The 12,540-nt window shown below is 62.7% G+C and carries 14 protein-coding genes; 9 read left to right on the top strand and 5 right to left on the bottom strand.

Annotated elements, in window-relative coordinates:
- The first annotated feature begins 6 nt into the window (after positions 1 to 6).
- Genes CLU90_RS16560 through mmsB form a run of 4 tightly spaced genes read left to right on the top strand, consistent with a single transcriptional unit; the run spans position 7 to position 3,991 of the window.
- On the top strand, positions 7 to 1,167 hold the full coding sequence (locus CLU90_RS16560) for an acyl-CoA dehydrogenase family protein (RefSeq protein WP_100428429.1): 1,161 nt from the start codon (positions 7 to 9) through the stop codon (positions 1,165 to 1,167).
- On the top strand, positions 1,164 to 1,949 hold the full coding sequence (locus CLU90_RS16555) for an enoyl-CoA hydratase (RefSeq protein WP_100428428.1): 786 nt from the start codon (positions 1,164 to 1,166) through the stop codon (positions 1,947 to 1,949). The genes CLU90_RS16560 and CLU90_RS16555 overlap by 4 nt, the downstream gene beginning before the upstream one ends.
- Positions 1,942 to 3,069 carry an enoyl-CoA hydratase/isomerase family protein gene (locus tag CLU90_RS16550; protein ID WP_100428427.1) on the top strand — a complete coding sequence of 376 codons (1,128 nt, stop codon included), beginning with the start codon at positions 1,942 to 1,944 and terminating at the stop codon, positions 3,067 to 3,069. Before CLU90_RS16555 ends, CLU90_RS16550 begins: the two co-directional genes overlap by 8 nt.
- Positions 3,070 to 3,088: 19 nt before the next feature.
- Complete coding sequence (gene mmsB / locus CLU90_RS16545) at positions 3,089 to 3,991, top strand: 3-hydroxyisobutyrate dehydrogenase (RefSeq protein WP_100428426.1); 903 nt, start codon at positions 3,089 to 3,091, stop codon at positions 3,989 to 3,991.
- Between the two features lie 186 nt (positions 3,992 to 4,177).
- Here mmsB and CLU90_RS16540 read toward each other — a convergent pair whose 3' ends face one another.
- Both CLU90_RS16540 and CLU90_RS16535 read right to left on the bottom strand, forming a co-directional pair.
- On the bottom strand, positions 4,178 to 4,759 hold the full coding sequence (locus CLU90_RS16540) for a hypothetical protein (protein WP_092711965.1): 582 nt from the start codon (positions 4,757 to 4,759) through the stop codon (positions 4,178 to 4,180).
- A gap of 36 nt (positions 4,760 to 4,795) precedes the next feature.
- Positions 4,796 to 5,395 (bottom strand): hypothetical protein, encoded by a 600-nt coding sequence (locus CLU90_RS16535; RefSeq protein ID WP_100428425.1) that lies wholly within the window; start codon positions 5,393 to 5,395, stop codon positions 4,796 to 4,798.
- Positions 5,396 to 5,639: 244 nt separating this feature from the next.
- Here CLU90_RS16535 and CLU90_RS16530 point away from each other — a divergent pair, with 244 nt between their 5' ends.
- Positions 5,640 to 6,365 (top strand): HAD family hydrolase, encoded by a 726-nt coding sequence (locus CLU90_RS16530; protein ID WP_198511228.1) that lies wholly within the window; start codon positions 5,640 to 5,642, stop codon positions 6,363 to 6,365.
- Positions 6,366 to 6,467: 102 nt separating this feature from the next.
- Entirely contained in the window at positions 6,468 to 7,484 is a 1,017-nt protein-coding gene (gene hrcA, locus CLU90_RS16525) for a heat-inducible transcriptional repressor HrcA (RefSeq protein ID WP_092711961.1), read from the top strand.
- 48 nt (positions 7,485 to 7,532) lie between these two features.
- Here the strand turns inward: hrcA and fur are convergent, their stop codons facing one another.
- A complete protein-coding gene (gene fur, locus CLU90_RS16520; protein ID WP_034745717.1) occupies positions 7,533 to 7,964 on the bottom strand; it encodes a ferric iron uptake transcriptional regulator in 432 nt (143 codons plus the stop codon).
- 195 nt (positions 7,965 to 8,159) lie between these two features.
- Between fur and CLU90_RS16515 the strand changes: the two genes are divergently transcribed.
- Genes CLU90_RS16515 through CLU90_RS16505 form a run of 3 tightly spaced genes read left to right on the top strand, consistent with a single transcriptional unit; the run spans position 8,160 to position 9,963 of the window.
- Positions 8,160 to 8,801 carry an outer membrane protein assembly factor BamE gene (locus CLU90_RS16515; RefSeq protein ID WP_232731392.1) on the top strand — a complete coding sequence of 214 codons (642 nt, stop codon included), beginning with the start codon at positions 8,160 to 8,162 and terminating at the stop codon, positions 8,799 to 8,801.
- A gap of 18 nt (positions 8,802 to 8,819) precedes the next feature.
- On the top strand, positions 8,820 to 9,629 hold the full coding sequence (gene dapB, locus CLU90_RS16510; RefSeq protein WP_092711959.1) for a 4-hydroxy-tetrahydrodipicolinate reductase: 810 nt from the start codon (positions 8,820 to 8,822) through the stop codon (positions 9,627 to 9,629).
- A gap of 7 nt (positions 9,630 to 9,636) precedes the next feature.
- Positions 9,637 to 9,963 carry a barstar family protein gene (locus CLU90_RS16505; protein ID WP_100428423.1) on the top strand — a complete coding sequence of 109 codons (327 nt, stop codon included), beginning with the start codon at positions 9,637 to 9,639 and terminating at the stop codon, positions 9,961 to 9,963.
- Positions 9,964 to 10,075: 112 nt separating this feature from the next.
- Here the strand turns inward: CLU90_RS16505 and CLU90_RS16500 are convergent, their stop codons facing one another.
- Both CLU90_RS16500 and CLU90_RS16495 read right to left on the bottom strand, forming a co-directional pair.
- Positions 10,076 to 11,323, bottom strand: a complete 1,248-nt coding sequence (locus tag CLU90_RS16500) for a CaiB/BaiF CoA transferase family protein (protein ID WP_100428422.1) — start codon at positions 11,321 to 11,323, stop codon at positions 10,076 to 10,078.
- On the bottom strand, positions 11,323 to 12,504 hold the full coding sequence (locus CLU90_RS16495; protein ID WP_100428421.1) for an acyl-CoA dehydrogenase: 1,182 nt from the start codon (positions 12,502 to 12,504) through the stop codon (positions 11,323 to 11,325). Before CLU90_RS16495 ends, CLU90_RS16500 begins: the two co-directional genes overlap by 1 nt.
- Positions 12,505 to 12,540 lie beyond the last annotated feature (36 nt).

Here is a 12,540-nt window from a genome sequence, read left to right as displayed (position 1 = left end):
GCTGGCATGGACTTTGAACTGAGCGACGAGCAGCGCGAGTTCCAGCAGGCGGCGCGCGCGTTTGCCGAAGGCGAACTGGCGCCGCACGCGGCCCATTGGGACGCGGAATCGATTTTCCCTGTGGAAACCATCGCCAAGGCGGGCGAGATGGGCTTTTGCGGCCTGTACACGCCGCAGCGCTGGGGCGGCCTGGGCCTCACCCGCCAGGACGCGGCCATCGTGTTTGAAGAGCTGGCCGGTGGTTGCACCTCGACCACGGCTTACATCACGATTCACAACATGGCCACCTGGATGCTGTCGCGCTGGGGGCAGGAAGCCCTGTGCGACGAATGGGTACCGGCCCTGGCCGCCGGCCAGAAGCTGGCCAGCTATTGCCTGACGGAACCGCAGTCGGGTTCCGACGCGGCATCCTTGCGCACGAAAGCTGTCAGGGATGGCGACTTTTATGTGCTGGATGGAACCAAGGCCTTCATTTCGGGCGCGGGCCAGACGGACATGCTGATCGTCATGGCGAGAACCGGCGGCGAGGGCGCGGCCGGCATTTCCGCGTTTGCCGTGCCGGCGAATTTGCCCGGCATCGTGTATGGCAAGAAGGAAGAAAAGATGGGCTGGAACAGCCAGCCCACGCGCATCATCAGTTTCGACCAGGTGAAAGTGCCGGCAGCCAACTTGCTGGGCGCGGAAGGCGAAGGCTTTGCCATCGCCATGAAGGGCATCGATGGCGGGCGCATCAATATCGCCGTGTGCTCGGTGGGCACGGCGCAGGCGGCCTTGAGCCGGGCGCAAGCGTACATGAAGGAGCGCACGCAGTTCGGCCGCGAGCTGGCGCAATTCCAGGCCTTGCAATTCAAGCTGGCCGACATGCTGACGGAACTGGTGGCGGCGCGCCAGATGGTGCGCCTGGCGGCCTGGAAACTCGACCAGGAAAGCCCGGACGCCACGGCGTATTGCGCCATGGCAAAGCGTTTCGCCACGGATGTGGGTTTTAATGTGGCCAACGATGCGCTGCAATTGCATGGCGGCTACGGCTATATCCGCGAGTACCCGCTCGAGCGCCACGTGCGCGACACGCGGGTGCACCAGATCCTGGAAGGGACGAATGAAATCATGCGCCTGATCGTCGCGCGAGCGATTTTGAAAGACGGCGCCACGGAGACCTTACGATGAGCAAAGTATATACAAATTTACTGCTGGAACGCCGTGGCCACACGGCCCTGGTGACCCTCGACAATCCGCCCGCCCACACGTGGACCCTGGCCAGCCTGAACGCGCTGACGCAGCTGGTGGCTGACCTGAATGCCGACCCGGACGTGTACGCGCTCGTGATCACGGGCGGCGGCGCCAAGTTCTTCTCGGCCGGCGCCGACTTGAACGTATTTGCCGACGGTAACAAGGACACGGCCTTCGCCATGGCCGCCGCCTTTGGCCAAGCGTTCGAGGCGCTGTCCGCGTTTCGCGGCGTCAGTATTGCCGCCATCAATGGCTATGCCATGGGCGGCGGACTTGAGTGCGCGCTGGCCTGCGACATCCGCATCGCGGAAGAACACGCGCAGATGGCCTTGCCGGAAGCATCGGTCGGCTTGCTGCCGTGCGCGGGCGGCACGCAGCACTTGCCGTGGCTGGTGGGCGAAGGCTGGGCCAAGCGCATGATACTGTGCGGCGAGCGCGTCGATGCAGCCAAGGCCCTGGCCATCGGCCTCGTCGAGGAAGTCGTGCCAACCGGCAAGGCTGCCGCCACGGCCCTTGCCCTGGCCGCCAAGGTGGCGCGCCAAAGCCCCAGCAGCGTGACGGCGTGCAAGACCCTGATCCAGGGCGCGCGCAGCCGTCCCCTGGTCAATTCCCTGCCCGACGAGCGCACCCTGTTCCTCGGCCTGTTCGATACGCAAGACCAGAAAGAGGGCGTGCAAGCGTTCCTGGAAAAACGTCCGGCGGAGTGGCGCAATGGCTGAAACCTTGGTTGAAACAGTGAAACTGGAGGAGCGTGACTGTCCCGGTGGCATGAAGCTGGGCGTCATCACCCTCGATGCGCCGAAATCCTTGCATGCATTGACGCTGGACATGATACGCGCCATCGATGGCGCCCTCGTGCGCTGGGCCAGTGACGCGGCCATCGCCTGCGTGGTGCTGCAATCGTCGACCGACAAGGCCTTTTGCGCGGGCGGCGATGTGCGCAGCTTGCGCTCGGCAGTTGCCGAGCAGCCCGGTGTCGTGCCGAACCCGCAGGCGCTGGCCTTCTTTGCCGAGGAATACCGGCTCGACCACCGCATCCATACGTACGTAAAGCCGCTGCTGGTGTGGGGCGGCGGCATCGTCATGGGGGGCGGCCTGGGCCTGATGGCGGGCGCCAGCCACCGCGTCGTGACGGAAAGCACGCGCATCGCCATGCCGGAAATCACCATCGGCCTGTTCCCGGACGTGGGCGGCAGCTGGTTCCTGGGCCGCATGCCGGGCCGCAGCGGCCTGTTCCTGGGGCTGACGGGTGCGCCGATGAACGCGACCGACGCCCTGTTCACCGGTCTCGGCGACTATTTCCTGCGCCAGGAAGAGCGCGCCATGGTGCTCGACTCTCTGGCGCTGGCGCAATGGCAAGCCAGTTCGCAGGCGAACAGCGAGCAGCTGGACCGCTTGCTGCGCGGTTTCTCGGCCCCCGCATCCATGCTGCCCGTCTCCGAAGTGCGCGCCAACTTCGATGCCATCGCCGCGCTGACGCAAGCGCCCACCTTGCCCGAAGTGGTGGCCGCCATTGCCGCCTATGACGGCGATGTGGCATGGCTGCAAAAGGCGGCCCACTCGCTGGACAAGGGCGCCCCCAGCTCGGCCGCATTGGTCTGGGCCATGCGTGAGCGCACGCGCCACATGAGTTTGGCGCAAGTGTTCCAGCTGGAATTGATCGTTGCCGTGCAATGCTGCGCTCATGGGGATTTCAGCGAAGGCGTGCGTGCTTTGCTGATCGACAAGGACAACGCGCCGCGCTGGCAGCCAGCCAGTCTGGCTGAGGTCGGCGATGCGTATCTGGACGAGTATTTTGCCGCGCCGTGGACACAGCATCCATTGGCCGATCTACATTAAAGAATTGGGAGACAAGAACATGCAACATATCGCTTTCATCGGCCTGGGCAACATGGGCGCGCCGATGGCCCGCAACCTGGTGGCCGCCGGCTTCCACGTGTCCGTCTTCGACCTGGCGCCGGCGGCAGTGGCGTCCCTCGTCGAGGCGGGCGCCACGGCGGCCGCGTCCGCCAGCGCGGCCGTGCAGACGGCCGATGCCGTCATCACCATGCTGCCAGCCAACAAGCACGTGCAGGAACTGTACCTGGCGTCCGGCGGCGTGCTGGACTCGGCCAAGCCCGGTGCCCTGTTCATCGATTGCAGCACCATCGCCGCCGACGTGGCACGGCAGGTGGCGCAGGCGGCGAGCGAGCGGGGCTTTGCCATGATCGATGCGCCCGTTTCGGGCGGCACGGCCGGTGCGGCTGCCGGCACGCTGACCTTTATCGTCGGCGGCAGCGAAGCGGCCTTGCAGCAGGCGCGGCCTTTACTGGAAAAGATGGGCAAGAACATCTTCCATGCTGGCGAGGCGGGGGCTGGCCAGGTGGCGAAGATTTGCAACAACATGCTGCTGGGTATTCTGATGGCGGGCACGGCCGAGGCGCTGAACCTCGGTGTGGCGCACGGCCTCGATCCGAAAGTGTTGTCCGACATCATGGCCAAGAGTTCGGGCCGTAACTGGACCCTGGAAGTGTACAACCCGTGGCCCGGTGTCATGGACGGCACGCCCGCGTCGCGCAATTACACTGGCGGCTTCGGCACGGCGCTGATGCTGAAAGACCTGGGCCTGGCGCAGCAGTCGGCCCTGTCGGCGAACGCGCCCACGCCCTTGGGCGGCCTGGTGCGCCAGCTGTACCAGATGCATGCGCAAGCCGGGTATGCGCAGCAGGATTTCTCCAGCATCGTGCAGATGCTGCAGCCGGGCTTGAGCAAACCGGCTTGAGGAATTGGGCAAAAAAAAAGCCCGCTGGTGAAAGCGGGCTAAATCCAATTCTTGGAAGAGTTGGAGGAGACAGATGCATTATGCTGCATCGCCACATATAACTCCAATTTATCTTTGGAATATCAACTATAGATTTCCATGATATCTCTCCCTGGCAGCCGCGCCGCGGCTGCCAGCGTCACGACCTTAGCCCGGATTACAGGCGATTTGCACGGTGGTCACGTTCGCTTCACCCATGGTGCCGACGCCCGTGTTGGGTGCCACGCTGCACTTCAGGCCCGTTGGCTGGGTAAATATGCTGATGCCATACGTGTCGCCGTCGGCAACGCGCGATCCCAGAGTAAAGGTCGTGCTGTCCTTGGCCACCGAGGTTTGCGCATTGCCGTTGATCAGGACCAGGCCGTCGGCGGTCAGGCCAGTGACCGTGCCGCCTACCGTGTAGCTATTTTGCGTGCACACGACTGCCGCCTGGATGCTCAGGTAGTGACCTGCCGAACCGGTTCCGCCACTGATGGCGCAAGTCATGTGGGCTGGCTGGGTCTGCACGGTGATGTTGTAGTCGGTGCCATAGTCGATGCGTTTGGCAAAGGTAAACGAGGTCTGGCCCGCGCTAACGGGCAGGTTGACGCCGCCGTTGGCCAGGACCAGGCCGTTGGTGTTCAGGTTGGTGATGGTGCCACTGACATCATACGAGGCCTTGCCGCCGCAAGCAGCCAGTCCCAGGGTCAACAGCAGCGCGGCGAGTGGACGCAGGCAGGATAACTTCATGTATTTCTCCAATATAGTGGTGACGAATCGCGTGGCTTACTGCGCCGTGCAGTTCAGTGTGGCGCCGGTCGTGGCGGCTGAACCCATGGTGCCGACGACATCGCGGCCGTTGGCGCTGGCAGAGCCCACGAAGCTGCACGTCAGGCCAGCTGGATACGTCGCTATGGAAATATTGTAGGCGATGCCGTCATTGACATTCGGGAACGTATAGCTCGTGCTGCCTTTCAGCGGGCTGGTGGTGGTATTGCCAATGGCCAAGGTCAAGCCGTCGGCGGTCAGGCCCGTGATCGTGCCGCTCAGCGGATAGGAATTGGTCTGGCAGCTGACGAAGGCCGTGGTCACGGTATAGCTCGATGCCTTGCCTGCGCCATTGGTAATCGTGCACACGGCGCCTTTGGGCTGTTGTGCGATGCTGATGTCGTAGCGGTCATCGGTGTTGACCAGCTTGGTGAAAACAAAGGAAGTCTGACCTGCGGAGACCGGCAAGCGTTCGCCATTGTTCAGGAGAATCAGGCCATCTTTTGCCAGATTGGAGACTTGGCCACTCAGATACAGGTTGCCGCCGCTGCCGCCGCAAGCCGCCAATGTGACGGCGCAAGCCGCCGCCAGCATCGAGCGCAGGTACAAATTTTTCATACATTCTCCAAAACGAATTAGGTTGGGTAGCGCAACGCGGACGCTGGCGCCGCATTGGAATGGCGCCTATTTTAGTCTATCTGGCAAGCTCGATGATCTTGCCTTGTATCACCCTGTAACAATTTTTCGCCGGGAAGCGCTGGCCCGGCCCCATTTCATGGGGGCGCAGCCATGCTGGCTGTGGCGATCAATGCGACAATAGATGCAGGCTGCGCACTGTGGCGCGGCATCCACCGTGAATCCCATGTCTCTTGCTCCTGTAAAACCTGCCGTGCCGCCCAAGGCCATCCTGTTCGACCTCGACGATACCTTGTGGCCCATCGCGCCCGTGATTGCCGCCGCCGAAACCTTGCTGCACGACTGGCTGGCCGCGCATGCGCCCAAGGTGGCGCAGCAGTTTTCCATCGAGGTGCTGCGCCAGCACCGTCTGGCCATGCTGAATGAACAACCGCATTTCCATGGCAACCTGATCGAGCTGCGCCGCGCGGGCCTGCTGACCGCCTTCGAGGCGGCGGGCGAGGATCCGGCCCTCGTCGATGGCGCCATCGCGCAGTTCATGGCGGCGCGCCATCGCGTGCAGCCATATGACGATGTCTTGCCTGGCCTGGCCTGGATGGGCCAGCGCATGCTGGTCGGTTCGATTTCGAATGGCAATGCGGATCTTGAAATTATCGGCCTGGCGCAGCATTTCAAGGTATCGATTGCCGCCAGCGATTTCGGCGTGGCCAAGCCCGATGCCAGCATCTTCCTGGCCGGCTGCGCCGCGTTGGGCGTGGCGCCCCATGAAGCTGTGTATGTCGGCGACGATTTATACTTCGACGTGACGGGCGCGCAAGGGGCGGGCATGCGTGCCGTGTGGATGAACCGCAAGGGCAGCGACGCCCACCTGGCCGCCGGCGTGCAGCCCGACGCCATCTGCGCCAACTTCGATGAATTGCTGCTGTGGCTGCAAGGACAACTGGAAGATTGATCGCCGCTGGACGGGCGAACGTGCATAATAGGCGCTGTTGATGCACGTTCGGCCGCTTTCGTTGCCGCTTGCTTAACAAAATACTTGCTTAACTAAGACACCATGCAACTCGATACACGTGCCCAAACACTGCTGAAAGCCCTGGTCGAGCGATATATCGCCGACGGCCTGCCGGTCGGTTCGCGCGCCTTGTCGAAAATATCCGGCCTCGACCTGTCGCCGGCCACGATCCGCAACATCATGGCCGACCTGGAAGAGCTCGGCTATGTGGCCAGCCCGCACACCTCGGCCGGACGCATCCCCACGCCGCGCGGCTACCGCATCTTTGTCGACACCTTGCTGACGGTCCAGCATATGGACGAACATATGGTGGAGTCGCGCATGCGCCTGCAGACGCCGCAGCCGCAAAAGACCATCGCCAACGCGGCGCAGATGCTGTCGTCGCTGTCGCAGTTTGCCGGCGTCGTGCTTAGCCCGCGCCGCGAATCCGTGTTCCAGCAAATCGAATTTCTGCGCCTGTCCGAAAAACGCATCCTGCTTGTCATCGTCGCGCCCGGCGGCGACGTGCAGAACCGCCTATTGCTGACGGAGGCCGACTATACGCCGGCGCAACTGGTGCAATCGGCTAACTACATCAACCAGAATTATGGCGGCCTGTCGTTCGACGCCGTGCGCGTGCGCCTGCAGGGCGAACTGCGCCAGTTGCGCGACGATATGGGCAGCCTGATGCAGGCTGCCGTGGAGGCGGGCAGCGAAGCGATGGCCGACCATAGCGACGACATGGTGATTTCCGGCGAGCGCAACTTGCTCAGCGTGAGCGATCTGTCATCGAATATGCATTCGCTGCGCCAGATGTTCGACATGTTCGAGCAAAAAACGGGCTTGATGCAGCTGCTCGACGTGTCGAGCAAGGCGACGGGCGTGCAGATTTTCATCGGCGGCGAATCGAAGCTCGTGCCGATGGATGAAATGAGCGTGGTGACGGCGCCGTATGAAGTCAACGGCAAGATCGTGGGAACGTTGGGAGTGATCGGACCGACGCGCATGGCTTACGAGCGCGTCATCCCGATTGTCGATATTACGGCCAAGTTGCTGTCGAACGCACTGAGCCATCATTGACCGTACTGCCTGCCAAGCCAGCCGCCCCGTGGGAGCGGCAAGCCTGGGTCAGGCCGTTTTGTGCGGGCAAGCCGTCTTGGTGCAGTTGCCGTAGATGGCCAGCGCGTGTTCGGCGATCTTGAAGCCGCGCTCTTCAGCCACTTTTTGCTGGCGGATTTCGATCTCTTCGTCGAAGAATTCTTCGACGCGGCCACAGTCGAGGCACACCAGGTGGTCGTGGTGGGAGCCTTCGTTGAGTTCGAAAATCGCCTTGCCGGTTTCAAAATGGTTGCGGTTGAGCAATCCGGCTTGTTCGAATTGGGTCAGGACACGGTAGACAGTTGCCAAGCCGACATCCATATTGTCGGCCAGCAGAATCTTGTAGACGTCTTCCGCGGTCAGGTGGCGTACCGGGCTACTCTGGAAGATATCGAGTATCTTCAGCCGTGGCAGGGTGGCTTTCAGGCCGCTTGCCTTGAGATCACTAGGATTGTTACTCATGTTTGTTGCTCGTATGTGGGTCAGGTGCTTTATCATATAGCGTTTTGTCGGGGAGTGCCAAAATATGCATTTTTTGGCGGGCCGGTCACTCCTGGCGTTTTGTTCATCAAATTGAGGTCATTTATGCGCGTAACACCGGCTGTATTGCCATCTCTCTGGCACCGTATTTCATTCCGAGCACCAGTCGTGGCAGGCATGGTGTGTGTCGCGCTGGCCATGTCCGGCTGCGCCAGCCGTGGCATTCTTGGCGAAAAGCCGGCAGCTGCTCAAAAAGAAGGCAAGGAAGTGGTTCCCGAACAGGGCGCACAAACGACCACCATCACGCCGCTGCAAAAATTCATGTGGTTTTTCTCGCCCTACCGTCCTGACATTCAACAAGGCAACTTTGTCTCCGAAGAGATGCTGGCCCAGTTGAAAGTGGGCATGACGCGCGACCAGGTGCGTTTCGTCCTCGGCACCTCGCTGCTGACCGATATCTTCCATGCCGACCGCTGGGATTACCCATTCCGCCTGGCCCGGGGCAGTGGCGAAACCACCAGCAGCCGCGTGGTCGTGTACTTCGGCAAGGATGGCAAAGTGGAACGTTTCGAAGGCGGCAACTTGCCGACGGAGAAAGAATACATCGACCGTATCGCCGGTCCGTCGCCATTTGCCAAGGTTGCCAAGGCCGACGTGCCTGCCGCCGTCGTTCCATCGCCCGTGGCGCCAAGCGCCGTGCCGGTGCCGGCCGATGCCGCCCCTGCCATTCCTGTGAGCAAGCCTGACGTTGCGCCCGCACCCGCAACGGCGCCTGCCGCCGAGCCCGCACCTGCACCTGCTGCCGAACCCACCAAATAAGTTGCTGTAGAGAATAAAATGACTGAACTGAAAATTGCCATCGCTGGCGCCAGCGGCCGCATGGGCCATATCCTGATCGAAGCCGTCAGCAACGCGCCCGACGCCGTGCTGGCCGGCGCGCTCGACCGTGCCGGTTCGCCATCCGTCGGCCAGGATGCCGCCGCCTTCCTCGGCAAGCCTGCCGGCGTGCTGATCGAGTCCGACCTGGCTACCGGCCTGGCCGGCGCCGATTACCTGATCGACTTCACGCGCCCCGAAGGCACTTTGCAGCACCTGGCGTATTGCGCCGAGCACGGCATCAAGATGATCATCGGCACCACCGGTTTCGATGACGCTGGCAAGGCCGCCATTGCCGCCGCCGCCGAAAAGACGGCCATCATGTTCGCGCCGAACATGAGCGTGGGCGTGAATGTCACCATGAAGCTGCTGGAACTGGCCGCGAAAAGCCTGTCCGAAGGCTATGACATTGAAATCATCGAAGCGCATCACCGCCACAAGGTCGATGCGCCGTCGGGCACGGCCCTGCAAATGGGTGAAGTGGTGGCCGGCGCCCTGGGCCGCGACTTGAAGGAATGCGCCGTCTACGGCCGCGAAGGCGTGACGGGCGAACGCGACCCGTCGACCATCGGCTTTGCCACCATCCGCGGCGGCGATATCGTGGGCGACCATACGGTGCTGTTTGCCGGCATCGGCGAGCGCATCGAGATCAGCCACAAGTCCAGCAGCCGTGTCACCTACGCCCACGGCGCGCTGCGCGCCGCGCGTTTCCTGGCCGACAAGCCGACCGGCCTGTTCGACATGCAGGACGTGCTGTCGCTGAAGAACTGAGGAAAATATGGCCACTGCCATCCTGAATGGAAAAGACATCAGCGACGAAGCGAGTTTTCACGCGCAATGCGTGCAAGCCTTCGGTTTCCCCGAGTTCTACGGCAACAGCATGGATGCCTGGGTCGATTGCCTCAGCTATTTGCGCGACGATGAAAACATGACGCAGTTTCGTTTGAAACCGAACGAAGTGCTCGAGATTGTTGTGCAGGACGCAGAAAGCATGAAGGCGCAAGTGCCGGACTTGCTGGAAGAAATCACGTTCTGTATCGCCGGCATCAATGAGCGCTATGACGATTATGGCGAAAAGCCGGCGTTGAAACTGGTACTCAAGTAAATAGAATCGTAGGTCGGATTAGCGGCGGCGCCGCGTAATCCGACACATTGTTGGCTGTGCAAGTCGGATTACGCGCAAGCGCTAATCCGACCTACGTCCAGGCGACCAACGTTTACACCACCTTGCGCTCGCGCAAGCCGTCAATTTCCGCACTGTCCAATCCCAGCCACTGCTGCAGCACTTCCTGCGTATGCTGCCCCAGCAATGGCGGCGGCAAGCGGTATTGCACCGGCGAGCTTGAGAGGCGCACGGGATTGGCCACCAGCGCCACCGTGCCCGCCGTCGGATGCGGCATCTCCACTTTCAAGCCACGCGCCACCACTTGCGGGTCGGCAAAGACTTGGTCGATGCGGTTGACGGGACCGCAGGGCACGGCTTGCGCCTCGAACGCGCTGATCCACTCGGCCGTCGTGCGCATGACCGTGGTCTGGCGCATCAAGGGGATCAGGATGGCCCGGTGCGCCACGCGCTGCGGATTGGTGGCGAAGCGTTCGTCCTGCGCCCATTCCGGGTGGCCGGCGACGGCGCAAAAGCGCGAAAACTGCCCATCGTTGCCGATCGCCAGAATCATGTCGCCATCGGCCGTGGGGAAATCCTGGTAGGGCACGATGTTCGGATGGGCATTGCCCATGCGCTGCGGCACCTTGCCGCCGCACAGGTAGTTGGCCGCCTGGTTGCCCAGCGCCGCCACTTGCACGTCGAGCAAGGCCAGGTCGATATGCTGGCCCAGGCCAGAGCGTTCCCGTTCGGCCAGCGCCGCCTGCACGGCGATGGTGGCGTACAGGCCCGTCAGGATGTCCGTCTGCGCCACGCCCACTTTTTGCGGTCCGGCGCCCGGCTGGCCATCGGGCACGCCCGTGATGCTCATCAAGCCGCCCATGCCCTGGATCAGGAAGTCATAGCCGGCGCGCGCCGCGTACGGCCCATCCTGGCCGAAGCCCGTGATGGAGCAGTAGACGAGGCGCGGGTTGAGCGCCAGCAAGCTGGCCGCGTCCAAACCATATTGCTTCAAGCCATCCAATTTGAAATTTTCCAGCAGCACGTCTGATTCGGCAGCCAGCTTGCGCACCAGCGCTTGCCCTTCGGGGGCGGCCAGGTCGATGCACAGGGAGCGCTTGTTGCGGTTGGCGCACTGGAAATAGGCCGCCTCGGCCGTGTCGCGGCCATCTGCATCTTTCAGGTAGGGCGGGCCCCAGGAGCGCGTGTCGTCGCCGCGGCCCGGCTGTTCGACCTTGACCACGTCGGCGCCCAGGTCGGCCAGCATTTGCCCGGCCCACGGGCCGGCCAGCACGCGCGACAGGTCGAGCACGCGCAAGCCCGTCAACGGCGCAGGCCGCAGGGTGGAGGCGAAGGCGTCCATCAGTTGCTGAAGGCGGCGATGCCGGTGATGGCGCGGCCGATGATCAGCGCGTGCACGTCGTGCGTGCCTTCGTAGGTGTTGACCACTTCCAGATTGACCAGGTGGCGGATGACGCCGAACTCGTCGGAAATGCCGTTGCCACCCATCATGTCGCGCGCCATGCGGGCAATGTCCAGTGCTTTGCCGCAGCTGTTGCGCTTCATGATGGAGGTGATTTCCACGGCGGCCGAACCTTCATCCTTCATGCGGCCCAGGCGCAAGCAGCCCTGCAAGCCCATGGTGATTTCCGTCAGCATGTCGGCCAGTTTCTTTTGCACCAGCTGGTTCGCGGCCAGCGGACGGCCGAATTGCTGGCGATCCATCGTGTACTGACGGGCTTTCAGGTAGCAGTCTTCGGCCGCGCCCAGCGCGCCCCAGGCGATGCCGTAGCGGGCGCTGTTCAGGCAAGTGAACGGGCCTTTCAAGCCGCGCACGTCGGGGAAGGCGTTTTCTTCCGGGCAGAACACTTCATCCATGACGATTTCGCCGGTGATGCTGGTGCGCAAGCCGACCTTGCCGTGGATTTCCGGCGCCGACAGGCCTTTCCAGCCTTTTTCCAGCACGAAGCCGCGGATCGCGCCTTCATCGTCCTTGGCCCAGACGACGAACACGTCGGCGATCGGGCTGTTGGTGATCCACATCTTGGCGCCGGAGATACTGTAGCCGCCCGGCACCTTGCGGGCGCGCGTGACCATGCTGCCAGGGTCGGAGCCGTGGTTCGGTTCCGTCAGGCCGAAGCAGCCGATGAATTCGCCCGTCGCCAGTTTCGGCAGGTATTTCTGTTTGGTTTCTTCGTTGCCGAAGGCATTGATCGGCACCATCACCAAGGACGATTGCACGCTCATCATCGAGCGGTAGCCCGAATCGACGCGCTCGACTTCGCGCGCGGCCAGGCCGTAGCAGACATAGTTCAGGCCGGCGCCGCCGTATTCTTCGGGTATGGTCGTGCCCAGCAAGCCCAGCTCGCCCATTTCGCGGAAGATGGCCGCATCCGTGCGGCCGTGGCGGAACGATTCGAGCACGCGCGGCACCAGGCTGCCCTGGCAATAGTCGCGGGCCGCTTCCAGCACGGCGCGTTCGTCGCCCGTCAGTTGTTCTTCCAGCAGCAGGGGGGAATTCCAGTCGAATACGGTTTTGCTCATCACAGGCCTCGCAGGTGAGCGCCGGTGATCGGCGCA

The organism is Janthinobacterium sp. 67, from assembly GCF_002797895.1.
Classification (GTDB): Bacteria; Pseudomonadota; Gammaproteobacteria; order Burkholderiales; family Burkholderiaceae_D; genus Janthinobacterium.
Note: the sequence above shows the minus strand (reverse complement) of the source record. Positions and strands in the feature narration are given on the sequence as shown.